Source organism: Butyricicoccus sp. AM05-1 (genome assembly GCF_003474415.1).
GTDB classification, from domain to species: Bacteria; Bacillota; Clostridia; order Oscillospirales; family Butyricicoccaceae; genus Agathobaculum; species Agathobaculum butyriciproducens.
The window spans coordinates 230-24,905 of sequence record NZ_QUDG01000002.1 but is presented as its reverse complement, the minus strand read 5'-3'; the positions used below and the strand labels follow the sequence as shown (position 1 = coordinate 24,905).

Here is a 24,676-nt window from a genome sequence, read left to right as displayed (position 1 = left end):
TGTATGGTACGAGGCGTCAGCCGCCGCGTCATTGTCGTCAAGCCGGAGCAGCCGGAATTGTTCGAGCAGGCTATTTTCCTTGTGCGGGACTACAATGCGCCGCGCGGCGACATGGTGCGCGAGGCCTGCCGCATCGCAAACAGCTATCTGCCGCGCAGACGGCGGTCGAGAAGAAAGGCGGACGGTCTTTCTCTGCTGGCCGGATTCTGCACAGGCGCACTGCTCATCGGCACTATATGGGCGCTGACGGCGCTCGTTTTGTAAACAGATTATAAAATGAGCGGCCGTTCTCTTGTACCCTCCGGTTTTGGTTGGTATACTATAGTATACAGACGGAAATTTCGGTTTTCGCCTACTATAGATCAAACGGAGGCGGCTATTATGACGGCCGAAACCTTTTTTCAGCTGTTCAACCAGTACGGACTGATCCTGGTCTGTGCCGTGGTTTTCTGCGAATATATGAACCTGCCCGGATTTCCGGCAGGCGTTATCATGCCGTGCGTCGGTGTGCTGATTGCCCGGAGCGAGCTATCGCTGCCGCTGACGGTTTTTCTGAGCGTGATCGCCGGTGTGCTCGGCAGTCTGGTCATCTACGCCGTGTGCTACTGGGGCGGCGAACCGGTGATGGAGAAGCTGTTCGGCAGGAGCAAGAAATTTAAGTCGCTCGTGCGTAAATGCCACGAATTTATCGACGCACAGCATGGGCGCGGACTGGCGATTATCCGCGTGATCCCGTGTATCCGCACCATTGTTTCCATTCCGGCCGGACTGCTCCGCATGCCGGTCAAGTGGTTCGTCGGCTGGTCTGCGGCAGGCATTGCCGTGTGGAATACCGCACTGATCTCGTTCGGCTATTTCTTCAGCGAGAAGATCCTCAGCATGGTAATGTAACCGAATATATCGACAGGGTAAATCCTCGGATTTACCCTGTTTTTGCGTTCTTCGGTCGGAAAATGGGTGAATCCATTCTATAAGTTGCATTTGCAGTCGTGTTATGGTAAAATATACACCGTTATATAATGTATAAGACGGAGGAACGATATGCAGATCGGCAACGTAACAATCAACGGAAAACTGGCGCTTGCACCGATGGCAGGCGTGACCGATCTTGCATTCCGCCATATCTGCCGGGAGCACGGCGCGGCGCTGACCGTGACCGAAATGGTCTCCGCAAAGGCGCTGTGCTATCAGGATAAGAAAACGCCGCGTCTGCTTGAACTCGGTGCGGACGAGCATCCGGCGGCTGCCCAGATCTTCGGGCACGAGCCGGACACGATGGCCGAAGGCGCAAAACTGGCACTGGAGAAATCCGGCTGTGATATCATCGACATCAACATGGGCTGTCCGGCGCCGAAGATCGTAAACAACGGTGACGGCTCCGCGCTGATGAAGGAGCCGGAGCTGGCATCCAAGGTGATCGCAGCGGTCGTAAACGCGGTCGATGTGCCGGTAACGGTCAAGTTCCGCAAGGGCTGGGATGAAAAGAGCGTCAACTGTGTGGAATTTGCCAGAATGGCTGAGCAGTCCGGCGCGGCAGCAATCACGCTGCACGGACGCACGCGCTCGCAGCAGTACAGCGGCACCGCCGACTGGGATGCGATTCGTGAAGTCAAGCAGGCGGTTTGCATTCCGGTGTTCGCCAACGGAGATGTGGCCGAGCCCGAGGACGCGGTCCGCATTCTCGCGCACACCGGCGCGGACGGCGTGATGATCGGGCGAGGTTCGCTCGGTGATCCGTGGCTGTTCGAGCGGGCGAATGCACTGCTCGAGACCGGCATCTGTCCGGCGCTGCCGCCGTTTGCGGAGCGCATTGACACGGCCGTGCGGCAGATTGAGCTTGCCGCCGAGCAGAAGGGCGAGCATATCGCCATGCTTGAGGCACGCCGACACGTTAACTGCTATCTCAAGCGGGAAAACGGTGTCAAGATGTTCAAGAACCGCATTTGCGCACTCACCAAGCTGAGTGACCTGTATGAAATCGCAGACGAACTGAAAGCCTTCGTTTCGGCGAAGGAGAATGTATAATAATAAGGTAAGAGAAAGGGAGGGGAGACGCAGTGGATGACAAGCATATTGTGGCGCAGGCGCGGCGCGGCGAGCTTTCCGCCTTTGAGGAGTTGGTGACGCGCTACGAAAAGCGCGTGTATGCCATCGCGCTGCGCTCGTCCGGCTCGCCGGAGGATGCCGCAGATATCACGCAGGAGGTTTTCCTTCGGGCATGGCGTTCGATGAAGGACTTCCGCGGGGACAGCGGCTTTGCGACCTGGCTGTTCCGCATCACGATGAACCAGTGCGTCGATTACGCGCGGCATAAGCAGAGCCAGCCGCCGACGCAGCCGCTTGTGCAGGGAGAGGATGACGAGGAACGCGAACTGCCGCTTCCGGATGCGGCTCCATCTCCCGAGGAGCACCTGGAGAACAGCGAGCTGGGACGTGAGCTTGCCGCCGCGCTCGATGAAGTAAGCGACGAGCACCGCAGAATCGTCCTGCTGCGGGACGTTTCCGGCATGAGCTACACCGAGATCGCCGAGATACTCGAGGTCAGCGAAGGCACGGTAAAGTCTCGGCTGTCACGCGCACGCATCGCTTTACGCAAAATTTTACTCAAACGAGGGAACCTTTTTCATTTGCCTTCGTCTAAAGATATGGAAGGAGGCGAGGAGCATGAATGAGGAGGAATATTTTGAACAGCTTTGCTCAAACAGTGTGGACGGAACCCTGACCGATTCCGAAAAGCAAAAGCTGGAAGAGCATCTGGCAGAGTGCCCATCGTGCGCCGCGCTGAAAGAGGATCTGGAGCAGATGCACAGTATGCTGGCGGTGGACGAAACCGAGCCGCCGACCGGACTGCATGACAGCATTATGGAACGTCTGCGGCAGGAGGAAACCGTTCGGGTGGTTGCGCCGCAAAAGCCGATGCGCCGTCTGCCGGCGTTTACGATGGTGGCCGCTGCGGCGGTTGTCGTACTGGTCGTGCTCGGCGGCGGACTGATGCCCGCGTTCAGTACGGTAGGCAGCGGCAGTACGGCGGCAGCGGATTCTGCTTCGGCGGACGCAGGAGATTGCACGATGAACGGCGGTATGCAGGATGAGATCGAGCAGTCCGTACAGAGGAATACCGATACGTCGGACAGCGGAGCATCAAATTCAAGCGTGCAGCAGAGCGGCACGGCTTCGCAGAGTACGAACGGCAGCGCATACAGCGGACAGAATGACACCGGCGAGGACTCTGCGGCGAATGCGCAGAGCGATGCGGGCGTTGATGCTGAGCAGTATGCAGACAACGATCAGTCGATCGCAGCGCCTGAGCCGATTATTGAGAAGTCGGTACAGGTGCAGACCAGTCCGGTGCTCACGCTCCCGCAAAGCCTGCACGGCACACACACCGCGTACTGCTATGTGGCCATCGGCGGCAGCAGCCTGCCGGATATTGATGGTGAGCTGCTCGCGCAGGAGAACGGCGTTTCGTGGTTCCGGCTGGACAACAGTATGGAAACGCTCGAAAAGACTCTGCAGATAGTAGAACGGGCGGGCTGCACGGTGACTGCCTATGATAAGGTCGATCTGACGATCGACAGCCATGCAGATTCGTGGATCTTAGCGGTTGTTACCGGTTGAGATTGGGCAAAACAGACCTGAAACGAGGGTTTTCGGGTCTGTTTTTGTGCATAACGCGAAAAATTCCGATTTCAACAAAAAATCGCTGAAAATTTTGTGCAAACACTTGACTTTTCTCCGAAAGTATTGTACTATGTATAAGAACTTGCGAGAGCAAGTTAAAACGCGATGATACCGGAGATTGCTGCTATGAGCAGGTAACTTCGGTGGAGTAGGTCCGACAATCGGGCGGTTGAGATAACTGCTATCAGCTGAATTCAGATATTCAGCAAAAACGCAATGTTCATGCGTAAATTCGGGACTCGCGGCGCGTGCGCCGTCAAGCCGATGGTTTGAACCACTTACGTTTCTTATCGTGACCGGATTGTTGCGCTGCGGAGTCAGTGCGCCCGGTTATTTTCATGCCCGTTGCGTGATACGCACGGCGGAGTTGCAGTTTCTCTCCGTAGCGAGTCAAAACATTATTTAATGTATGGCACACATACGAGGAGGAAATTCCACAATGGCAAACGCACAGAAGATTCGCATTCGCCTGAAGGCGTATGATCACGAGCTGATCGACCAGTCCGCAGAGAAGATCATCGAGACCGCTAAGCGCAACGGCGCTAAGGTTTCCGGCCCGATCCCGCTGCCGACCGAGAAGCAGATCGTTACCATCCTGCGTGCTGTTCACAAGTACAAGGATTCTCGTGAGCAGTTCGAGCGCCGCACCCACAAGCGCCTGATCGACATCATCAACCCGAATCAGGCTACCATCGAGGCTCTGACCACTCTCGACCTGCCGGCTGGCGTCGAGTTCGAGGTTAAGCTCTAATTTAAGTCAACAAGCTGACCGGATTAACCCACCGGCGGTTTGAAGCCCTGCCGCGACACGCGCGGCGAGGTCATGTTGGCGGTCAAATGCCGTCAACCAATAACCTTTAAGGAGGAAAAACAAATGCTGAACAAAGCAATCATCGGCAAGAAGGTCGGTATGACCCAGATCTTCAATGCTGACGGCAAGGTTATCCCCTGCACCGTAATCGAAGCAGGTCCTTGCGTTGTAACTCAGCTCAAGACCGAAGAGAAGGACGGCTACAATGCTGTACAGTTCGGTTTTGAGGATGTTAAGGAAGCTCGCCTGAACAAGCCCCAGAAGGGTCACCTGAAGAAGGCTGGCGACTCCCTGAAGAAGTACCTGAAGGAGTTCCGTTTTGAGGACTGCACTCCGTTCCAGCTCGGCGATGTTGTTAAGGCTGACATGTTCGTTACCGGCGATTATGTTGACGTTACCGGCACTTCCAAGGGCAAGGGCTACGCTGGCGTAATCAAGCGCTTCAACGCATCCCGCCTGAAGGAAACCCACGGTACCGGCCCTGTACACCGCCATGCGGGTTCTATGGGCGCTTGCTCTGATCCGTCCAAGATCATGAAGGGCAAGATGATGCCGGGTCACATGGGCGCTGAGCAGGTTACTGTTCAGAACCTGGACGTTGTAAAGGTTGACGCTGAGCTTAACCTGATCGCCGTTTGCGGCGCAGTTCCGGGCCCGAAGGGCGGCATCGTAGTGCTGAAGAACACCGTTAAGAACAACAAGGTTGCCAAGGGCGAGGCTGGCATCAGCAAGAACCCGCAGAAGGCTTCCGCAAGAAAGTAAGGGAAGGAGGAGCAAATCATGCCTACAGTAGCAGTTTTTGATATGACCGGTAAGAAGACCGGCGAGATGGAGCTGAACGCGGCTGTTTTCGGTATCGAGCCGAACATGACCGTTGTACACGCTGCAGTAAAGAATTATCTGGCTAACCAGCGTCAGGGCACTCAGTCCACGCTGACCCGCGCCGAGGTTCGTGGCGGCGGCATCAAGCCGTGGCGTCAGAAGGGCACCGGCCGTGCTCGTCAGGGTTCTATCCGCTCTCCGCAGTGGACCCATGGTGGTATTGCCCTCGGCCCGAAGCCCCGTTCCTACAACTACAGCCTGACCAAGAAGACCAAGCGTCTGGCTATGCTGTCCGCTCTGTCTGCAAAGGCAGCAGCAGGCGAGATCATCGTAATCGATGGCCTGGATATGGGCGAGATCAAGACCAAGTCCTTCGTTGGTTTCCTGAACGCAGTTGAGGCAACCGGCAAGAGCCTGGTAGTTACTCCGGAAGTTCGCGTAAACGTAGTTAAGTCTGCGGCAAACATCCCGGGCGTACGCACCACGATCGCGTCTACCCTCAATGTATACGACATCCTCAATGCTGACAAGTTCATCATCGACAAGGCAGCAGTTGAGAAGCTGCAGGAGGTATACGCATAATGAAGTACGCATACGACATTATCAAGAAGCCGATCATCACCGAGCGTTCCATGATGGGCGCACAGGACAACAAGTACACCTTCGAAGTAGCGATCGATGCCGGCAAGGTAGAGATCAAGAAGGCTGTAGAGGAGATCTTCGGCGTTAAGGTTGCCAAGGTTAACACCATCAAGCTGCCGGGCAAGTGGAAGCGCATGGGCGTTCACGTTGGCAAGCGTTCCGACATCAAGAAGGCGATCGTAACCCTGACCGCTGACTCCAAGAAGATCGAGATCTTCGAGAACATGATGTAAAAACCACTTCGGCTGCTAAGGCGAGCCTGAGTGTTCCCGCGAAGCGGGTTTTCAATAGAATCTGCTTGCAGATTCATAAAAACCGGGAGCATGTATCACGGTTTTTATACAAGAGCGAAGAAAAGTTTCACTGGTCGGAACTTTTCGCAGCCTTGGTTTCATCCGCGCTGTGCGCGGTGGAACCTCTCTCGTTTGAAAACGTGTTTTCAAACGAAGTAATTGTATGGGGAAGCCACCCCGATAATAACGTATCAAGGAGTTGAAATTCCAAATGGCTATCAAGACTTTCAACCCGACGACGCCCTCGCGCAGAAATATGACTGTGCTTTCCTACAAGGGTCTGTCTAAGGTGAAGCCCGAGAAGAGCCTTCTCGAAAAGGTCAAGAAGACCGCCGGCCGCAACAGCTACGGCCGCATCACCGTTCGCCACATCGGCGGCGGCAACAAGAAGAAGTACCGTATCATTGACTTCAAGCGTCAGAAGCTCGACGTTTACGCCGAGGTTAAGACCCTGGAGTATGATCCGAACCGTTCCGCTAACATCGCTCTCGTTCAGTACGAGGACGGCGAGAAGGCATATATCCTCGCTCCCGAGGGCCTGAAGATCGGCGACAAGGTCGTTTCTTCCAAGGATGCCGACATCAAGCCCGGCAACTGCCTGCCGGTTGAGAACATTCCGGTTGGTACCATGATCCACAACATTGAGCTGTACCCGGGCAAGGGCGCACAGCTGGTTCGTTCCGCAGGCGTCGGCGCTCAGCTGATGGCTAAGGAAGGCGGCAAGGCAATGGTTCGTCTGCCCTCCGGTGAGCTGCGTTACGTCCGTCTGGACTGCAAGGCTACCATCGGCGTTGTTGGTAACTCTGATCATTCTAACGTACAGCTGGGTAAGGCTGGCCGTACCCGTCATCTGGGTATCCGCCCGACCGTTCGTGGTTCTGTAATGAACCCGTGCGATCACCCGCACGGCGGCGGCGAAGGCAAGAGCCCGATCGGCCGTCCGTCTCCGGTTACCCCGTGGGGCAAGCCGGCTATGGGTTACAAGACCCGCAAGAAGAACCACCGCACCGACAAGCAGATCGCTCGTCGTCGCAACGGCAAGTAAGAAAGGAGTTATCTTAATATGGGCAGAAGTGTTAAGAAAGGCCCTTTTGTGGCTCCTGAGCTTATCAAAAGAGTCGTTGAAATGAACGAAAAGGGCGAGAAGAAGGTCCTCAAGACCTGGTCCCGCGCTTCCACGATCTTCCCTGAGTTCGTCGGTCATACTATCGCAGTACACGACGGCCGCAAGCACGTTCCGGTATACGTTACCGAGGACATGGTTGGTCACAAGCTGGGCGAGTTTGCTCCCACCCGTACCTACAAGGGTCACGCGGGCAGCAAGACCTCCAATAACGGCAAGTAAGGAGGAGTTAAAGTAACATGGAAGCAAGAGCTATTGTACGCAACGTACGCATGACCCCGCGAAAGATCAAGCTGATCTGCGATCTGATCCGCGGCAAGGATGCGGGCGAAGCTATGGCCATCATCATGAATACCCCCAAGGCAGCATGCGAGCCGATGGAGAAGCTCCTCAAGAGCGCAGTTGCCAATGCCGAGAACAATCACGGCATGAACACCGACAAGCTTTACGTTAAGGAAGTTCACGTCGGTCCCGGTCCGATCATGAAGCGCGTTATGCCGCGTGCACAGGGCCGTGCATTCAGAATCCTCAAGAGAACCTCGCACGTAACGCTGGTTCTTGGCGAGAAAGAATAAGGGAGGGTAATCAATGGGCCAGAAAGTAAATCCGAACGGTCTCCGTGTCGGCGTTATCAAGAATTGGGATTCCCGTTGGTTCGCTAAGGACAATGTGTTCGGCGACCTCCTCGTGGAAGACTACAAGATCCGTAAGGATCTGAAGAAGCGTCTGTACGACGCAGGCGTTCCGGCGATCGAGATCGAGCGCAAGAACGACGAAATCAAGATCATGATCCAGTGCGCACGTCCCGGCATGGTTGTCGGCCGCGGCGGCGAGGATATCAAGAAGCTCGAAGAAGAGCTGACCAAGAAGTACGGCAAGAAGGTTCGCTGCTCCATCATCGAGATCAAGAACCCGGACACCAACGCTACCCTGGTTGCTGAGAACATTGCAGCTCAGCTCGAGAAGCGCATCGGTTTCCGCCGTGCAATGAAGCAGTCCATGGGCCGTGCAATGCGCATGGGCGCCAAGGGCATCAAGGTTTCCTGCGGCGGCCGTCTGGGCGGCGCGGAAATCGCACGCACCGAGCATTACCACGAGGGCACCATTCCGCTGCAGACCCTGCGTGCGGACATCGACTATGGTTTTGCTGAAGCTGCGACCACCTACGGCCGCATCGGTGTTAAGGTATGGATCTACAAGGGTGAGGTTCTCCACGGCGGTCCGCGTCTGGGTCGCTCCATTGAAGCTCCGAAGCCGGCATTCGAGCGCCGCGATCGTCGCGGTGACCGTCGTGGCCGTCGTGACTTCAACCGTGGCGAGCGTCGTGCTCCCCGTCAGGAAGGAGGCAACCGTTAATGCTGCTCCCTAAGAGAGTTAAGTATCGTCGCGTTCATCGCGGCCGTATGACCGGCAAGGCTACCCGCGGTAACTTCGTATCGAACGGTGAGTTCGGTATCCAGGCTACCGAGCCGTGCTGGATCACCTCGAATCAGATCGAGGCAGCCCGTATCGCTATGACCCGTTACACCAAGCGTGGCGGTCAGGTATGGATCAAGATTTTCCCCGACAAGCCGGTTACCAAGCATCCGGCTGGTGCTCGAATGGGTTCCGGTAAGGGCGCACCCGAGTACTGGGTTGCAGTAGTTAAGCCGGGCCGTGTACTGTTTGAGATCGCAGGCGTTTCCGAGGAAGTTGCTCGTGAGGCACTGCGTCTGGCAAGCCACAAGCTGCCCTGCAAGACCAAGTTCGTTGCCCGTGAGAAGAATGGCGGTGAAGCATGATGAAGGCATCTGAGATCAGAGAACTGACGGCTGAGGAGCTGTCTGCAAAGCTCGGTGAGCTGAAGAAGGACCTCTTCAACCTCCGTCTGCAGCTCGCTACCAATCAGCTCGACAACACCAACAAGATCAATGAAGTCAAGCACGACATTGCTCGTATCAATACCGTTATCCGCGAGAAGCAGATCGCGGAGAAGGCATAAGGGAGGGAAACGAATATTATGAGCGAAAGAGCATTACGCAAAACGCGAGTAGGCAAGGTCGTTTCCGATAAGATGGATAAGACCATTGTCGTAGCAATTGAGGATCGTGTAGCACATCCTCTGTACAAGAAGGTTATTCCGCACACCTATAAGCTGAAGGCACACGACGAGAACAACGAGTGTGGCATCGGTGATAAGGTTAAGGTGATGGAGACCCGCCCGCTGTCCAAGGACAAGCGCTGGCGCCTGGTCGAGATCATCGAGAAGGCAAAGTAAGGAGGAGAGCACATGGTTCAGCAGGAAAGCTTTCTGCGTGCAGCTGACAACAGCGGCGCAAAGGAACTGAAGGTAATCCGTGTTCTCGGCGGCTCCGCACGCAAGTACGGCAACATCGGTGACGTAGTTGTTTGCTCGGTGCGCAAGTGCACCCCGGGCGGCGGCGTAAAGAAGGGCGATGTCGTTAAGGCAGTTATCGTCCGCACCGTTAAGGGCCTGCGCCGCGCTGACGGCAGCTATATCCGCTTTGACGAGAACGCTGGCGTTATCATTCGTGATGACAAAAACCCCCGCGGCACCCGTATCTTTGGGCCTGTCGCTCGTGAGCTGCGTGACAAGGATTACATGAAGATCCTGTCGCTTGCTCCGGAAGTACTGTAAGGAGGTCGCCAACAAATGAACAATTTGCACGTTAAGACGGGCGACACCGCAGTCGTTCTTTCCGGCAAGGAAAAGGGCAAGCGCGGCAAGATCCTGTCCGTAAACCCGAAGAAGGGTATGGTAGTAATCGAAGGTGTGAACATGATCAAGTGCCACACCAAGCCCCGCCGTCAGGGTGAAACCGGCGGCATCATCGAGCGCGAGGGTGCGCTGCGTGCCTGCAAGGTAATGCGCGTATGCCCGAAGTGCGACAAGCCGACTCGTGTAGCGCACAAGTTCACCGAGAACGGCACTAAGCTGACGGTGTGCAAGCACTGCGGCGAAACGCTTTAAGAAGAGGAGGTTGCAATAAATGGTTCCGAATATGAAAGCAAAGTATACTGCGGAAGTTGCGCCTGCTCTGATGAAGAAGTTTCAGTACGAGAGCGCAATGCAGATCCCGAAGCTCGACAAGATCGTAATCAACGTCGGCTGCGGTAAGGAAGCAAACGGTAACTCCAAGGTTATCGAGGCTATTGTCCGTGATATCACCCTGATCTCCGGCCAGAAGCCGATCATCACCCACGCTAAGAAGTCCATCGCAAACTTCAAGCTGCGTGACGGCATGCCGGTAGGCGTTAAGGTAACCCTGCGCCGTGACCGTATGTGGGAGTTCCTGGATCGTCTGTTCAACGTAGCTCTGCCGCGTGTACGCGACTTCCGCGGCATCAACGGCAACGCATTTGACGGCCGTGGCAACTACGCTCTGGGTCTGAACGAGCAGCTGATCTTCCCGGAAATTTCCTATGATCAGATCGACAAGATCCGCGGCATGAACATCGTTATCTGCACCACTGCAAATACCGATGAAGAAGCAAAGGAGCTGCTTACTCTGATGGGCGCTCCGTTTGAGAAGTAAGGAGGAGAAGTTAAATGGCTAAGAAGTCGATGGTTCTCAAGCAGCAGGCTAAGCCGAAGTTCTCCAGCCGAGCTTACAACCGCTGCAAGATTTGCGGCCGTCCGCACGCTTACCTGCGTGATTTCGGTATCTGCCGTATCTGCTTCCGCGAGCTGGCTTACAAGGGCCAGATTCCGGGTGTCCGCAAGGCATCCTGGTAAGGAAGAGCGATTTCAAAAAGGAACCCGTAAGGGTTCCTTTTTTTATGCTTTAACGGTGGGCAGAGACCATTTCTGCACCGACTGATCGGGGCACGCGAACTGCGTAAGCGGCCTCGCCCCTAACGGGCGGCAGCCTTTTTCAGCACCGGCTGAGCGGGGTACGCGAGCTGCCGCAGGCGTGTTCGCCCTTTCCGGGCGGGGAGTTTTTCGCTGCACCTCAGCGGGGGGATTCGCCGTCTGCGGACGGCGGGAACGTGCCGCGCCCCGCGGCAGGGGCAAAAAGGAAGGACAACCTGCGGTTTTCCTTCCTCTTTGAACTCCTACCTTTCCCTTATTTGTTAGCCTGGCGCAGACCAGAGACCGGCGACCGCTCCGAAACAGGGGAACAGCAGAGGATTTTTTCTACCGTAGGAGAGCACAGTGTGCTCCCATTTCTCTACCTATTTGCAGTGCCAGACAGTTTACTGCTACACAGGCGGTTTGGTCTCCGCAGGCGCGACACAAGATGAATTGCCCGAAGGACAAGAGAGGGTCCCCTGGGGGATAGCAGTGCCGCGCAACGCTTTTGTGTGTTGTTACGGACGGCACCTGCGGGTTTAATAATTGGTACAATCTATCTCGTAGGGTGCGCCGACCTCGGCGCACCGCTAAACAAAGGAAAACATCACGTTAAATCTTCATTTTAACGAAAAAATCCGGTTTTCCTCTTGCATTTTCCCGCAAAATGTGTTTTAATAATTCTGTTATGAATATTCCAATGCGATGAGCAGGAAAAGTAACGCTGTGTTCCTCTTTCTCAGAGAGAGCGGTCCCATGGCTGCAAGCCGTTTATCGAGGTATGGCGCGAAGTTCCCCTGTGAGCACCGGTGCTGAATAGATGCAGTAGGCGCCGGCGAAGTAACGCTCCGTTACCGGCGTTCAATGAGTGCCCGATTTTTTTCGGGAATCAGGGTGGTACCACGGAAGTTTTACGCCTTTCGTCCCTATTTTACGGGGACGGAAGGCGTTTTTTATTACCACTGTAACGGATGATACCCGTAGGGCGCGACGACTCGGCGCGCCGCATCGAACGGCAGCTGATGATTTCAGACGGCGTGCCGAGGTCGTCACGCCCTACGAACTATCCGCCTTCACCCTATCACAAAATCACATTCCAAAGGAGAATTGGTATGAAAGAAAAGCTGCAAGGCATTTTGCAGACCGCGAAGGAGCAGCTCGCTGCCGCGAAGGATTCGCGCGCGCTGGACGAGGCCCGCGTTAAGTTCCTCGGCAAAAAGGGTGAGCTGACCGCGCTGCTCAAGGGCATGAAGGACGTTGCTGCAGAGGAGCGTCCGGTTGTTGGTCAGCTGATCAACGACGTTCGTGCGGAGATCGAAACCATCATTGACAAGCAGAAGAAGCTGATCGAGCAGGCTGCGCTCGAGAAGAAGCTGGAGGCTGAGACCATCGACGTTACCCTGCCGGGTGAGGACGTTGTCATCGGCAAAAAGCATCCGCTGAACATCGTGCTCGATGAGTTCAAGGAGATTTTCCTCGGTCTGGGCTTCTCCATCGCAGAGGGCCCGGAGGTTGAACTGGATCACTACAACTTTGAGGCGCTGAACATTCCGAAGGACCATCCGGCACGCGACACGCAGGATACCTTCTATATTTCGGATAACGTTGTGCTCCGCACGCAGACCTCTCCGATGCAGGTCCGCACGATGGAAAAGCGCAAGCCGCCGATCCGCATTATTGCGCCGGGCCGTGTTTACCGTTCGGACGCCGTTGATGCAACCCACTCTCCGCTGTTCCATCAGATCGAGGGTCTGGTTGTCGATAAGGGCATCCGCATGAGCGACCTGAAGGGCATCCTCGAGCTGTTTGCAAAGAAGCTGTACGGCGAGGACACGGTTGTTCGTTTCCGTCCGCATCACTTCCCGTTCACCGAGCCGTCTGCGGAGATGGATATCCAGTGCTACCGCTGCCACGGCGAAGGCTGCCCGCTCTGCAAGGGCGAGGGCTGGATCGAGATCCTCGGCTGCGGCATGGTTCACCCCAAGGTGCTTGAGATGAGCGGCATCGACCCGAATGAATACTCCGGCTACGCCTTCGGCATCGGTCTGGAGCGTATGGTTATGGGCCGTTTCAAGATCGACGATATCCGTCTGTTCTATGAGAACGACGTTCGATTCCTGCACCAGTTCTAAACCTGCACCCGTAGGGCGGGGTGACCTCATCCCGCCGCACTCTCCCGCATGTTACAAGCGATACGTATTATCGTCGCGCCCTACGGACAACAATAACACCAAAAGGAGTGTTCCTATCAATGAAACTGCCATTATCCTGGCTTTCGGATTATACCGATATGACCGGCATCACCCCGAAGGAGTATGATGCCAAGCTGACTATGTCCGGCTCCAAGGTCGAGGAGGTTTACTACCTCGGCGCGGAGATCGACAACGTTGTGACCGGCAAGATCCTCGAGGTTGTCGATCACCCGGATTCCGACCATCTGAAGATCTGCCAGCTCGATGTCGGCAAGGAGGAGCCGGTGCAGATCGTCACCGGCGCACCCAATGTAACGCCTGCGTCCGTTGGCGAGATCTGCCCGGTCTGCCTGCACAAGTCCACCCTGCCGGGCGGCGTGAAGATCACCAAGGGCAAGCTGCGCGGCGTGCCGTCCAACGGCATGATGTGCTCGTTCCAGGAGCTGGGTCTGTCCCACGGCTGCGTACCGTATGCGTGCGAGAACGGCATCCTGTTCCTGCCGGCCGGTACCCCGGTTGGCGAGGACATCAAGAAGGTACTCGGTCTGGACGACTGGGTTTCCGATTTTGAGATCACGTCCAACCGCCCGGACTGCCTGAGCGTGATCGGTTTGGCCCGCGAGACTGCGGCTACCTTCGACCGTCCGTTCAGCGTTAAGACCCCGGAGGTAAAGGGCGTTGGCGGCGACATCAACGAGTATATGTCGGTTGAGGTTAAGGATACCGACCTGTGCTCGCGCTACACCGCCCGCATTGTTAAGAATATCAAGATCGAGCCGTCTCCGGCGTGGATGCGCGAGCGTCTGCACGCCTGCGGCGTTCGTCCGATCAACAATATCGTTGATATCACCAACTATGTTATGCTTGAGTACGGCCAGCCGATGCATGCGTTCGATTACAAGTGCCTGTCCGACGGCCGCATTGTTGTCCGCCGTGCCCGCAACGGTGAGTCCATCCAGACTCTGGACGGCGTGGATCACGACCTGAGCGACAAGATGCTCGCCATCTGCGACAACGACAAGCCGGTTGCTGTTGCAGGCGTTATGGGCGGCGCAAACTCCGAGATTATGGACGACACCAAGACTGTCGTTTTCGAATCCGCGAACTTCCACGGCGCTACCGTTCGTATCACCGCAAAGGCGCTCGGCATGCGTACCGAGGCCTCCGGCCGCTTTGAGAAGGGCCTTGACCCGCGCATGACCCTCGATGCAGTCAACCGTGCGTGCGAACTGATCGAGATGCTCGGCGCAGGCGAAGTCGTTGACGGCATCATTGACGTTGACAACTCCGACCCGAACCACAAGCGTCTGCCGTTTGAGCCGGACAAGATGAACGCGCTGCTCGGTCTGGAACTGTCCACGGAGGAGCAGGTAAAGCTGCTCGAGAAGCTGGGCTTCAAGATCGAGAACAACGAGGTCGTTGTGCCGTTCTTCCGCACCGACATCAACCGTATGTGCGACGTAGCCGAGGAGGTTGCCCGCATGTACGGCTACGACAAGATTCCGACCACGCTGTACGCCGGTGAGATGGTACAGGGTGAGTTCACGCCGGCTCAGCAGGCGGAGCGCGCTGCCGCGCTGGTTTGCCGCGAGGCGGGCTTTGACGAGTCCATGAGCCACTCGTTCATCTCTCCGAAGTTCTACGACATGATCGGCTGGGACGAGAACGACCCGCGCCGTATCTCCACCACCATCCTCAATCCGCTCGGCGAGGATTTCAGCGTAATGCGTACCACCGTGCTGCCGTCCATGTTGGATAATCTGGCGCACAACCACGCACACCGCAACCCGACCGCTTCGCTGTACGAGCTGGGCACCATCTACACCCCGACCGTCAAGGACGGCAAGGCTGACCCGGACGTACTGCCGCACGAGGAGAAGATCCTGACCCTCGGCAGCTACGGCCGCCTGTCCTTCTTCCAGTTCAAGGGCGTAATCGAGGCGCTGCTGCGTGAGCTGAACATCAAGGACGCGTCCTTTGCTCCCGAGAAGGCCAACCTGTCCTACCACCCGGGCCGCTGTGCCAAGGTGCTCATTGACGGCAAGGAGATCGGCGTATTCGGCACCATTCATCCGACCGTTGCCGCACGCTACGGTCTGTCCGGCGAGGTGCTCGCTGCCGAGCTGCAGATGGACGCGCTGCTGGCTGCCATCGACCCGGAGAAGCTGTATCATCCGCTGCCCAAGTTCCCGGCATCCACCCGCGATATCGCCGTTCTGGTTGATGATGCCGTTCCGGCGGCTTCCATGCAGGCTGCTGTTGAGAAGGCGGCAGGCAAGCTGCTCGAGTCGGTCAAGCTGTTTGACGTTTACAAGGGCAAGGGAATCCCGGAGGGCAAGAAGTCTGTTGCATATTCGCTGTCCCTGCGCGCACCCGACCGCACCCTCACCGATGAGGAGTGCGACAAGGCAATGCGTGCCGCTATCTCGGCGCTCGAGACCGAGTTCGGCGCGCAGCTGCGCGGCTAAATTCCTGAATTGGATAGAAAAAGAGCAGATGCTTGGCATCTGCTCTTTTTTTGTGTGCTTATTCTTCGGGTTCCTCGTACGGGTCGTTGTATACCCATTCGACGACTTTACTGCCGTCCGGCAGCTTGACATTCGGCGCAGAATCCGACGGGGAAGAGGAAAGGGTCAGGTCAACGGTCACAATACTGTCATTTTTCTTGTGCTGCGACAGCTTGATGCGGCAATCCTGCAGATTACCGGAAAATTCAAAGGTGGTCAGCGTGACGCTCTTCCAGTATTCCTCGCGCTTTTCAAACGCAGCAGAGAACGAACCGTTTGCTATATCCAGCGTGAAGGTCGTGTTCTGCGTTGTACCATAGCCGTCGTCTGTTTCGGATTTTGCGGTATACCTGGTGCCGCTGCGCGTGAACAGCTCATCACCGAAGATTGCAGCAAGATAGTTTGCATGTGCCTGCACACTTTCCCATAAAAATTCAAAATTTCTGTTTTCGTCTTCCTGCTCCATTGAGGTAACAATCGCATCACCGGCAGAGGTAAGCGAAAAGTCCCGCAACTCATCAAGCTGGTTTGTTGTGCCGACGATTGGCTCGAGCAGTTCAAACGAGTGGATATGCAGCCACGCACCGTTGGCCATTGCGGTAACGTTCTCTTCATTGTCGTAACCGCTTGCAACAAGCAGCTTGGCAAGGGATGGACAGCGCAGATAGAGCGAACCGCTAGACGGGTCGCACAGGAAATCCACGCGGATATCTTTGAGCGAAGCCTTGAGCATCGTCAGCGCTGTCGCAGAAAGCAGATTGTCTGTGTCGGTATCAAGCAGCAGGTCGGCCAGCATGCGCAGGTCGGCAGTAGCTGTCAGTTGTAGGTTTTGTCCTTGAGACAAAATAGTGACATTGGCGTTTGCATTGTAATCCTTGTTGCCGTCCACAGTGTCAAAGACCGTGTACAGTGCATTGACGGTCGCAACGCTCTTCAAGGCCGTTGCGGTATCCTGCTTGGGCTGTGCTTTAAGCCATTGATTGAGCACTGTAAATTTGCTGTTGACCTCTGCAATGAGTGCAGCACGGTCATACAGCACAGCAGTGTGATAATAGTCATCCCACAGGACATTCAAGCCAAACGCTTCAGCGAAAAAGCGTACCGGAACATAGGTTCTGCTGCTTTTCTTGTACGGTGCGGTGTCAATTTCAGTGGTTTTGAGTGTTTTTCCGGTCTTGTCGTCCACAATAGTAAGCTGCTTGCTGCCGAGTGCGAACGAAAGCGTTTGTCCATCTTTTTTTGCGGTAATGGCACCGGAATCATAGCTTACCTCAGCACCAAATGCTTCTGCAATGGCGCGGAACGGCACCATGATACGGCCGTTTACCTTTTCGGGTTTGGTATCGGTAAAGCGGATATTCTTGCCGTTCAGCTGTACGGTGAGCTGCTTGCGCATGTCATCGTCCTTTTCGTGAACGAACGAGCATGCCACATCACGCAGATAGTCATCACGGCTGTCCCATATGCCGTATTCGATTGCCAGATCAAGGTGCTCCCAGCTGTCGAAGTTGCCGCATTCCAGTGCACGCTTCGGGTCAGCTTTTAATTCCTGCAAAGCTGTGCGGTAGATGTCGCTGACCTCGTCATAATCCAGCATGTACCATTCCCAGTCATTGCTCTGCATGAACGCCTCCGCGCTGTCACACCCGAACTGCTTGTACATCGGCGGTGTGGAATCCAGCGCAAGCGCGCTCGGCGCAGAGCCTGCCAGCAGCAGTGCCGCCAGTGCCGCAGAGGCAAATCGTTTCATCTTTTTCATGTCGTAACCCCCTCATGTTGGTGTTACTACCATTGTACAGGAAATCAGTAGGGGTTGTCTACCTGTAACCTGCCGCAAATTGGCAGAGAAAAATCGGCATATTGCCCATGCAGCCGCATAGGGTAGAGCAAGGGAGGGCACTGCTATGTTTATCACGATCACACGCACGGGTCTGCGCCGAATCGGTGTGGGACTTAGCGTTTTTGCGGTTCTGACTGCGGTTTTCATTCTGTTTCCGCGCGAAAATGCTGAGCCGACAGCCGCCGAACAGGTGGTTTCCGCGTCTGTCAGCGACTGGGGATTGTCGTTCCAAACCGAGGGTCAGCCGCCGGTCGGCAATGTCTCCGCCGAGGAACTGCGGCAGTACAACGCGTTTTACGTCGGCGATACGAGCAAAAAGACCATCTACCTGACGTTCGACGCGGGCTACGAGAACGGCTGCACGCCTGCTATTCTGGATGCGCTCAAAAAGCATAACGCGCCTGCCTGCTTTTTCGTGGTGGGAAACTTTATTGATACCGCACCGGATCTCGTAAAGCGCATGGCCGCAGAAGGGCATATTGTGGGCAATCACACGCTGCACCATCCGGATATGTCCGGCATTGCGGATAAGAGCGCGTTTGCGGCGGAGCTGAACGGTCTCGAGGAGAAATACACCGCGCTGACCGGTCAGCCGATGCAGAAATTTTATCGTCCGCCGCAGGGCAAGTTCAGCGAGGAGAATCTCCGGCAGGCGCAGGAGCTGGGGTATACCACGGTTTTCTGGTCGCTCGCGTATGTGGACTGGTATACGGATAATCAGCCGACCGATGAGCAGGCATTCTCCAAGCTGCTTCCGCGGATACATAACGGGGCCATCGTGCTGCTGCATTCCACCAGCGAGACCAATGCGAGGATTCTCGATGAATTGCTGACCAAGTGGGAGAGTGCGGGTTATGCCTTTGGCGCACTGACAGACCTGATATCCGGCTAAACCGCAGGGGGCGGCAAGGTAAAATAAAACCCTCTCTGGATTTTCAGAGAGGGTTTTGTGCATTGTTTGCTTTTACGGCATCATGGTGCGGCCTTCAAACTCGGCGCGGCGCTTGATGTCCTTCATGACGGTATCGAACTGGTTGAGGTCGAGCGACTGTGCACCGTCGCAGAGGGCGTGTGCGGGATCGTTATGCGCCTCGATGATCAGGCCGTCAGCACCGGCAGCGATGGCTGCGCGGGACAGCGGCTGCACCATATCACGGCGGCCTGCTGCGTGGGACGGGTCGATGATGATCGGCAGGTGGCTGAACATCTTAACCAGCGGAACAGCGGAGATATCCAGATTATTGCGGATCAGCTTCTCAAAGGTACGGATGCCGCGCTCGCACAGGATAACATTGGTATTGCCGCCTGCGAAAATGTACTCGGCAGCCATGAGGAACTCCTCCATGGTGGCGGACAGACCGCGCTTGAGGAGGATCGGCTTTTTCGAGCGGCCCAGCTCCTTGAGCAGCATGAAGTTCTGCATGTTGCGGGCGCCAAGCTGGATGATATCTACATCTGCGAACAGGTCGAGATGCTTTTCGCTCATGATCTCGGTGACGATCGGCAGACCGGTCTGACGCTTTGCCTCGAGCAGCAGCTTGAGACCCTCGGCCTCCAGACCCTGGAACGAGTACGGGGAGGTACGCGGCTTGAATGCACCGCCGCGCAGGAAGGAGGCGCCGGCAGCCTTGACGCGCTCGGCACACTCGACGATCTGTGCTTCGTTCTCGACCGAGCACGGACCTGCCATAACATTGAAGTAGCCGGTGCCGATCTTGCGGCCCGCAACCTCGATGATCGTGTCCTCGGGATGGAATTTGCGGTTGACGGCCTTAAACGGCTCGGTCACGCGCTGTACACGCTCGACCACGTCATACGCCATAATGTCCCTTTCATCGAGCCGGGTCGTGTCGCCCATCAGGCCCAGGATGGTGGTGTCTGCGCCCTCGGAATAGTTGATCCGCAGCCCCATATCCGTGAAATGCTGCATCAGTTTTTCGACATGTCCTTTGTCGCTGTTTTGTTTGAGTACAACGATCATTTCAGTTCACTCCTTCACAATGTGATAAATTTTAAGTAGAATTCGATATACGCTTGATTTTTTCAGCTTTTTTACAGCGTACGATTTGAAGTATACCATATCAGAGGGCAAAAAGAAAGAGCGATTTACGACAAATCGCCCTTTGATTTCCCACGCTTTTTGCACATGGTTGCATTCTGCTAACCGGCTGCTTACGATGCGTTTGCCGCCTCATCGGCCTTCAGCTCCTTGTATTTGGCGGTTACTGCGCTGCAGAATTCATCCCAGCGGCCGCTGTTGATGAGGGTGGACGGGCAGATTTTGCCCGAAAAGTCCTGATGCTTTTTCAGTGCCTTGGACGGGTTCAGGTCGTATTCGATCAGCAGCCGCGCGCACAGCTTTTCGGTGTTGATGAGCGTCTGTTCGTAGTTGCCGTCCGAGTTGACGCACATTTCAATGCCGATGCCGTTCATGTTGCCGCCGTTCTTCTCCATGCCGTCGCCTGCGTGATAGGCAGTCTCATCATCCGGCAGATGGTGGTAGATCTCGTGATCGTCCACCGTGTAGTGCCACGAAACAATGCCCTCCTCGGCGTTGGCGTTCTGGTGGATGAATGAGTTGTGCGCGGCCGCATTTGCGCCGGTGCCGGTGTTGTCGGTCTCGTGGATGACAAGATACTTGATCTCGCGCTTCTGTCCCGGACGGGCGCGTGTGCCCTCGGGAAGAAAGTCGGTCATCACCGGAATATCCTCAATGTAGGTCAGACCGGCGTCGGTCTGCGGCTCGCGGAACACGATCCTCTGTGTCAGCATGCCCGCCGCAAACGACACGATCATCAGTCCGACTGTCAGCATCAGGCTGACCCGAAGTCCCTTGCTTCTCTTTTTGCGTGCCATGATTCACCTTATCTTTTCAGAATGATATCGTCTTACTGTTCCATTGTACTACGTTTTACGCGATTTTTCAAAACAAAGACTGTAAACTTTTTGTGATGGCGACACCGTATAGGCGGATTCGGTATCAAATTCGTAAAATTTGCAAGATGAACTTGCATTTGCACGCGGATTCCCTTATAATAAAAGTTACTCGGAGAGGCGAAGCCTTTCAGCAGAATTTCTTTGACCGCCCGGTTTCTGCGCGAAAACGGTGCCAAGGCCATACGGACAGCCGGGTCAAATGCCGAAACTGGCAACTTTGTTGCCTTATTGAATTTTATAAGTTGGCTGACTAAAAGCCGTGTGCCGCGGGCGCATCACACTTGTGAAACGATCAATAAGAGTAGTAAAAGTAACGATTCTTGCTATATAGACTCTTTCCTCTTCCATAAAACCTACGGAATGTGCAGAAGCATCCGCAAAAAGAGAACGATCATCCCCAAGTGAAAGCGTACCGTGTGTACCCCTTTCGCCTGGGGATTTTTTGGTATTGTGAGGATATGAAATGCAGAACAAGCTTAAACTTTACGGGTTCAACAACCTGACCAAGGCGCTGTCCTTCAACATTTATGATGTCTGCTATGCAAAGACCGAGCGCGAACAGCGTGACTACATCAAATATATCGACCAGCAGTACAACTCCGAACGACTGACCGGCATTCTCGAGCGGGTAACCGAGATGATCGGTGCGCATGTGCTGCACATTTCCAAGCAGGATTACGACCCGCAGGGCGCCTCCGTAACCTTTCTCATCGCGGAGGAGCACATGAAGCCCGCGCTCGAGCCGGATACCATCGTCGCGCACCTCGACAAGAGCCATGTTACCGTGCATACCTATCCGGAATACCATCCGGATACCTGCCTTGCCACCTTCCGCGTGGATATTGATGTTGCCACCTGCGGCGAGATCACGCCGCTGTCTACGCTCGATTACCTGATCGGCTCGTTCGATTCGGATATCATCACCATGGACTACCGCGTGCGCGGCTTTACCCGCGATATTGAGGGCAAAAAGCTGTTCATGGATCACCATATGACGTCCATTCAGGACTTTATCGACCCGAAAACGCTCGAGCGGTACGACGCCTACGACATTAACGTGTACCAGTCCAATCTGTTCCACACGAGAATGCTGCTCAAGGAGGTCGATCTGCAGAACTATCTGTTCAATACCGACATCTATGAGCTGCCGCCGAAAACAAGACTCAAGATTCACTCCGACCTCAGACGAGAGATGATTGAGATTTTCTCGGGGAAGAACATCTACTGATTTCGATTGAAAATACATTTTCAATCGAAAAAGACAAACCGAACGATGTTCGGATTTGTCTCACAATAAACTTTGCGCGTCGCTGCGCGGCACACAAAGTTTATTCCTTGTATAAAAACCGTGATACATGCTCCCGGTTTTTATCAATCTGCTGCGCAGATTGTATTTCATGCGCGCTTCGCGCGAAAGCGCAGTATATCATTCTCTGCCGAAAGAAGGCATTTTTATGGATCAATCCCGTGCGCCAATTATGGAGGCGCTCGAAAACTTCAAAGACATGCGTATTGTGCCGTTCGATGTGCCCGGACACAAGCGCGGACGCGGCTCGCCGGAATTAACGAAATTCCTCGGTCAGCAGTGCATGACGGTGGACGTCAACTCGATGAAGCCGCTCGACAATCTATGCCACCCGACCAGCGTTATCCGCGAGGCCGAGGAGCTGGCGGCGGATGCGTTCGGTGCGGCGCACGCCTTCCTGATGGTGGGCGGCACGACGAGCAGTGTACAGGCGATGATCCTGTCGGTGGTAAAGCGCGGCGACGAGATCATTCTGCCGCGCAACGTACACCGCAGCGTCATCAACGCGCTCGTGCTGACCGGTGCGATTCCGGTTTACGTCAACCCGCAGATGAACGACCGGCTGGGCATTTCACTCGGCATGTCGGTCGCGGACGTGAAGGCCGCCATTGAGAAGCACCCGTCCGCCAAGGCGGTGCTCGTCAACAACCCGACCTATTACGGCATCTGCTCGAACATTCGGGAAATCGTAAGGCTCGCGCACGCGGCGGGCATGAAGGTGCTGGCCGATGAGGCGCACGGCACGCATTTCTACTTCGGTGAAAATATGCCGGTCTCCGCGATGGCGGCAGGCGCGGATTTAGCATCCGTTTCCATGCACAAGTCGGGCGGTTCGCTCACGCAGTCCAGCTTTCTGCTGTGCGGCCCGTCGATGAACGCGGAGCACGTTCGCCAGATCATCAACCTGACCCAGACGACCTCCGGTTCGTACCTGCTGATGGTCAGTCTGGATATTTCGCGCAAGAACCTTGCCCTGCACGGCAAGGAGATCTTCCGAAAGGTCGTTGACCTGACGACCTATGCGCGTGAGGAGATCAACGCCATCGGTGACTACTACGCCTACGGCAGCGAACTCATCAACGGCGACACCGTGTACGATTTCGACACGACCAAGCTGGCGGTAAACACGCTGGACGTTGGTCTGGCGGGCATCGAGGTGTACGACATTCTGCGCGATTTTTACGATATTCAGACCGAGTTCGGTGATCTCGGCAATCTGCTCGCCTATGTTTCGGTGGGCGACCGTGAGCGCGACCTCGAACGTCTGGTAGCCGCTCTGGCGGACATTCGCCGCCGCTACAAGCGCGACAAGGCGACGCTCATGCGGCAGGAGTATATCTCTCCGCAGGTGGTCGCCGGCCCGCAGGAGGCGTTCTACGCGGACAAGAAGGCCATGCCGCTCGAGGAGTCGGTCGGACGCATCTGCGCGGAGTTTGTCATGTGCTATCCGCCCGGCATCCCGATCCTCGCGCCCGGTGAGCGTATCACCCGCGATATTCTTGATTATATTCGCTACGCCAAGGAAAAGAACTGCATGCTGCTCGGCACCGAGGACCCCGAGGTGAACAACCTGCAGGTCATCCGCGGCGTTGTCAGCCCGGAATAAAAGGAGCGTTTCACCCATGCAACTTACCTTTACTGAAATGCACACGCCGACGGTTGGGCTGCAGATACAGGTAGACCGTCAGCTTTACACCGAACAGAGCGACTTTCAGCGCATCGACGTGTTTGAATGCGAGGAATTCGGTCGGTTTCTCACGCTTGACGGCTACATGATGCTGACCGAGCGGGATGAGTTCATCTATCACGAAATGATGGTGCATGTGCCGCTGGCCGTGCTCGGTGAGAAGATTAAAAAGGTGCTCGTCATCGGCGGCGGTGACGGCGGCTGTGTCCGCGAGCTGTGCCGCTATCAGCACATCGAGCACATCGACCTTGTGGAGATCGACGAGCGCGTTGTTGCGGTCTGCAAGGAGTACCTGCCCGGTGTGGCGTGCTCACTGGACGACCCGCGCGTGCACATTCTCTATCAGGACGGATTAAAGTATATCCGCAGGATTGAGGACGAGTACGACCTTATCATCATCGACTCGACCGACCCGTTCGGCCCGGGCGAGGGCCTGTTCACGATGGAATTTTACGGCAACTGCTACAAGGCGCTCAAGGAGCACGGCGTGCTCGTCAACCAGCACGAAAGCCCGTTCTACAAGGGCGATGCGCTGGCGTGCCAGAGAGCGCACCGCAATATCGTGCACTCGTTTGAGCTGAGCCGTCTGTTTCAGGCGCATATTCCGACCTACCCGTCCGGACACTGGCTGTTCGGCTTTTCGTCGCGCGGCGTGCATCCGGTGCGCGATCTGAATCCGGACTGGTGGAACAGTCTGGGACTGGAAACCAAATATTACAATACCAATCTGCACAAGGGCGCGTTCTATCTGCCGAATTATGTGCAGAAGCTGCTGGAAAAGGTGGAGTAACGTAGGCGTTGGACAACCGCTTTCTCTGCACCGGCTGACTGGGGCACACGAACTGCCGCAGGCGGGTTCGCCCCTTCCGGGCGGCAGCCTTTTTTCAGCACCGGCTGACTGAGGCACACGAACTGCCGCAGGCGGGTTCGCCCTATCCGGGCGGCAGCCTTTTTTCAGCACCGGCTGACTGGGGTACACGAACTGCCGCAGGCGGGTTCGCCCCTAACGGGCGGAGAGGTTTTCGCTGAACCTCAGCGGGGA

At 55.7% G+C, this 24,676-nt stretch carries 29 protein-coding genes and 1 other annotated feature; of the genes, 26 read left to right on the top strand and 3 right to left on the bottom strand.

Features of this window, described 5'->3' with window-relative positions:
* Nucleotides 1-3: 3 nt before the first annotated feature.
* From DW088_RS04045 to pheT, 22 genes are all read left to right on the top strand, one after another.
* Complete coding sequence (locus tag DW088_RS04045; protein WP_118359703.1) at nt 4-264, top strand: hypothetical protein; 261 nt, start codon at nt 4-6, stop codon at nt 262-264.
* Nucleotides 265-381: 117 nt separating this feature from the next.
* A complete protein-coding gene (locus DW088_RS04040; protein WP_158574603.1) occupies nt 382-891 on the top strand; it encodes a DedA family protein in 510 nt (169 codons plus the stop codon).
* A gap of 150 nt (nt 892-1,041) precedes the next feature.
* On the top strand, nt 1,042-2,025 hold the full coding sequence (gene dusB, locus DW088_RS04035; protein WP_118359699.1) for a tRNA dihydrouridine synthase DusB: 984 nt from the start codon (nt 1,042-1,044) through the stop codon (nt 2,023-2,025).
* 32 nt (nt 2,026-2,057) lie between these two features.
* Nucleotides 2,058-2,672 (top strand): RNA polymerase sigma factor, encoded by a 615-nt coding sequence (locus DW088_RS04030; RefSeq protein WP_118359697.1) that lies wholly within the window; start codon nt 2,058-2,060, stop codon nt 2,670-2,672.
* A complete protein-coding gene (locus DW088_RS04025) occupies nt 2,665-3,618 on the top strand; it encodes an anti-sigma factor family protein (protein ID WP_118359695.1) in 954 nt (317 codons plus the stop codon). Before DW088_RS04030 ends, DW088_RS04025 begins: the two co-directional genes overlap by 8 nt.
* 502 nt (nt 3,619-4,120) lie before the next feature.
* Nucleotides 4,121-4,432, top strand: a complete 312-nt coding sequence (rpsJ, locus tag DW088_RS04020; RefSeq protein ID WP_054326972.1) for a 30S ribosomal protein S10 — start codon at nt 4,121-4,123, stop codon at nt 4,430-4,432.
* A gap of 126 nt (nt 4,433-4,558) precedes the next feature.
* Nucleotides 4,559-5,254: a 50S ribosomal protein L3 gene (gene rplC, locus DW088_RS04015; RefSeq protein WP_117491440.1), complete on the top strand. Its 696-nt coding sequence runs from the start codon at nt 4,559-4,561 to the stop codon at nt 5,252-5,254.
* An 18-nt stretch (nt 5,255-5,272) separates the two neighbouring features.
* Nucleotides 5,273-5,896 (top strand): 50S ribosomal protein L4, encoded by a 624-nt coding sequence (gene rplD, locus DW088_RS04010; RefSeq protein ID WP_117491403.1) that lies wholly within the window; start codon nt 5,273-5,275, stop codon nt 5,894-5,896.
* On the top strand, nt 5,896-6,189 hold the full coding sequence (gene rplW / locus DW088_RS04005) for a 50S ribosomal protein L23 (protein WP_110435211.1): 294 nt from the start codon (nt 5,896-5,898) through the stop codon (nt 6,187-6,189). Before rplD ends, rplW begins: the two co-directional genes overlap by 1 nt.
* 271 nt (nt 6,190-6,460) lie before the next feature.
* Nucleotides 6,461-7,294 carry a 50S ribosomal protein L2 gene (gene rplB, locus DW088_RS04000; RefSeq protein ID WP_116704664.1) on the top strand — a complete coding sequence of 278 codons (834 nt, stop codon included), beginning with the start codon at nt 6,461-6,463 and terminating at the stop codon, nt 7,292-7,294.
* 18 nt (nt 7,295-7,312) lie between these two features.
* Complete coding sequence (gene rpsS / locus DW088_RS03995) at nt 7,313-7,594, top strand: 30S ribosomal protein S19 (protein WP_110435209.1); 282 nt, start codon at nt 7,313-7,315, stop codon at nt 7,592-7,594.
* A 17-nt stretch (nt 7,595-7,611) separates the two neighbouring features.
* Nucleotides 7,612-7,947, top strand: a complete 336-nt coding sequence (rplV, locus tag DW088_RS03990; RefSeq protein ID WP_110435208.1) for a 50S ribosomal protein L22 — start codon at nt 7,612-7,614, stop codon at nt 7,945-7,947.
* 13 nt (nt 7,948-7,960) lie between these two features.
* Complete coding sequence (gene rpsC / locus DW088_RS03985) at nt 7,961-8,728, top strand: 30S ribosomal protein S3 (RefSeq protein ID WP_117751454.1); 768 nt, start codon at nt 7,961-7,963, stop codon at nt 8,726-8,728.
* On the top strand, nt 8,728-9,153 hold the full coding sequence (gene rplP / locus DW088_RS03980; RefSeq protein ID WP_110435206.1) for a 50S ribosomal protein L16: 426 nt from the start codon (nt 8,728-8,730) through the stop codon (nt 9,151-9,153). Before rpsC ends, rplP begins: the two co-directional genes overlap by 1 nt.
* The gene (gene rpmC, locus DW088_RS03975) at nt 9,153-9,353 is read left to right on the top strand and encodes a 50S ribosomal protein L29 (RefSeq protein WP_110435205.1); all 201 of its coding nucleotides are present in this window, start codon (nt 9,153-9,155) and stop codon (nt 9,351-9,353) included. The genes rplP and rpmC overlap by 1 nt, the downstream gene beginning before the upstream one ends.
* Before the next feature lie 18 nt (nt 9,354-9,371).
* A complete protein-coding gene (gene rpsQ, locus DW088_RS03970; protein ID WP_054326963.1) occupies nt 9,372-9,629 on the top strand; it encodes a 30S ribosomal protein S17 in 258 nt (85 codons plus the stop codon).
* A gap of 12 nt (nt 9,630-9,641) precedes the next feature.
* A complete protein-coding gene (rplN, locus tag DW088_RS03965) occupies nt 9,642-10,010 on the top strand; it encodes a 50S ribosomal protein L14 (RefSeq protein ID WP_116704662.1) in 369 nt (122 codons plus the stop codon).
* A gap of 15 nt (nt 10,011-10,025) precedes the next feature.
* Nucleotides 10,026-10,343: a 50S ribosomal protein L24 gene (gene rplX / locus DW088_RS03960; protein WP_110435203.1), complete on the top strand. Its 318-nt coding sequence runs from the start codon at nt 10,026-10,028 to the stop codon at nt 10,341-10,343.
* A gap of 19 nt (nt 10,344-10,362) precedes the next feature.
* Nucleotides 10,363-10,908, top strand: a complete 546-nt coding sequence (gene rplE, locus DW088_RS03955) for a 50S ribosomal protein L5 (protein WP_117555184.1) — start codon at nt 10,363-10,365, stop codon at nt 10,906-10,908.
* 14 nt (nt 10,909-10,922) lie between these two features.
* Entirely contained in the window at nt 10,923-11,108 is a 186-nt protein-coding gene (locus tag DW088_RS03950) for a type Z 30S ribosomal protein S14 (RefSeq protein ID WP_110435201.1), read from the top strand.
* A 753-nt stretch (nt 11,109-11,861) separates the two neighbouring features.
* Nucleotides 11,862-12,096, top strand: a binding site (T-box leader).
* A gap of 181 nt (nt 12,097-12,277) precedes the next feature.
* Nucleotides 12,278-13,297: a phenylalanine--tRNA ligase subunit alpha gene (gene pheS, locus DW088_RS03945; protein WP_110435200.1), complete on the top strand. Its 1,020-nt coding sequence runs from the start codon at nt 12,278-12,280 to the stop codon at nt 13,295-13,297.
* A 119-nt stretch (nt 13,298-13,416) separates the two neighbouring features.
* The gene (pheT, locus tag DW088_RS03940; protein WP_118359693.1) at nt 13,417-15,825 is read left to right on the top strand and encodes a phenylalanine--tRNA ligase subunit beta; all 2,409 of its coding nucleotides are present in this window, start codon (nt 13,417-13,419) and stop codon (nt 15,823-15,825) included.
* 58 nt (nt 15,826-15,883) lie between these two features.
* On the opposite strand, the gene DW088_RS03935 is transcribed toward pheT, so the two are convergent.
* Nucleotides 15,884-17,623, bottom strand: a complete 1,740-nt coding sequence (locus tag DW088_RS03935; RefSeq protein WP_118359691.1) for a copper amine oxidase N-terminal domain-containing protein — start codon at nt 17,621-17,623, stop codon at nt 15,884-15,886.
* A 145-nt stretch (nt 17,624-17,768) separates the two neighbouring features.
* Between DW088_RS03935 and DW088_RS03930 the strand changes: the two genes are divergently transcribed.
* Complete coding sequence (locus DW088_RS03930) at nt 17,769-18,596, top strand: polysaccharide deacetylase family protein (protein WP_118359689.1); 828 nt, start codon at nt 17,769-17,771, stop codon at nt 18,594-18,596.
* 72 nt (nt 18,597-18,668) lie between these two features.
* On the opposite strand, the gene aroF is transcribed toward DW088_RS03930, so the two are convergent.
* Nucleotides 18,669-19,685: a 3-deoxy-7-phosphoheptulonate synthase gene (gene aroF / locus DW088_RS03925; RefSeq protein ID WP_118359687.1), complete on the bottom strand. Its 1,017-nt coding sequence runs from the start codon at nt 19,683-19,685 to the stop codon at nt 18,669-18,671.
* A gap of 191 nt (nt 19,686-19,876) precedes the next feature.
* Nucleotides 19,877-20,560 carry a peptidoglycan recognition protein family protein gene (locus DW088_RS03920; RefSeq protein WP_118359685.1) on the bottom strand — a complete coding sequence of 228 codons (684 nt, stop codon included), beginning with the start codon at nt 20,558-20,560 and terminating at the stop codon, nt 19,877-19,879.
* Between the two features lie 544 nt (nt 20,561-21,104).
* Here DW088_RS03920 and speD point away from each other — a divergent pair.
* From speD to speE, 3 genes are all read left to right on the top strand, one after another.
* Nucleotides 21,105-21,869 carry an adenosylmethionine decarboxylase gene (gene speD / locus DW088_RS03915; RefSeq protein ID WP_110435194.1) on the top strand — a complete coding sequence of 255 codons (765 nt, stop codon included), beginning with the start codon at nt 21,105-21,107 and terminating at the stop codon, nt 21,867-21,869.
* 226 nt (nt 21,870-22,095) lie between these two features.
* Entirely contained in the window at nt 22,096-23,553 is a 1,458-nt protein-coding gene (locus tag DW088_RS03910) for an aminotransferase class I/II-fold pyridoxal phosphate-dependent enzyme (RefSeq protein WP_117491390.1), read from the top strand.
* Nucleotides 23,554-23,569: 16 nt separating this feature from the next.
* Nucleotides 23,570-24,424, top strand: coding sequence for a polyamine aminopropyltransferase (gene speE, locus DW088_RS03905; RefSeq protein ID WP_118359683.1), 855 nt, complete (start codon nt 23,570-23,572; stop codon nt 24,422-24,424).
* The last annotated feature ends 252 nt before the right edge of the window (nt 24,425-24,676 follow it).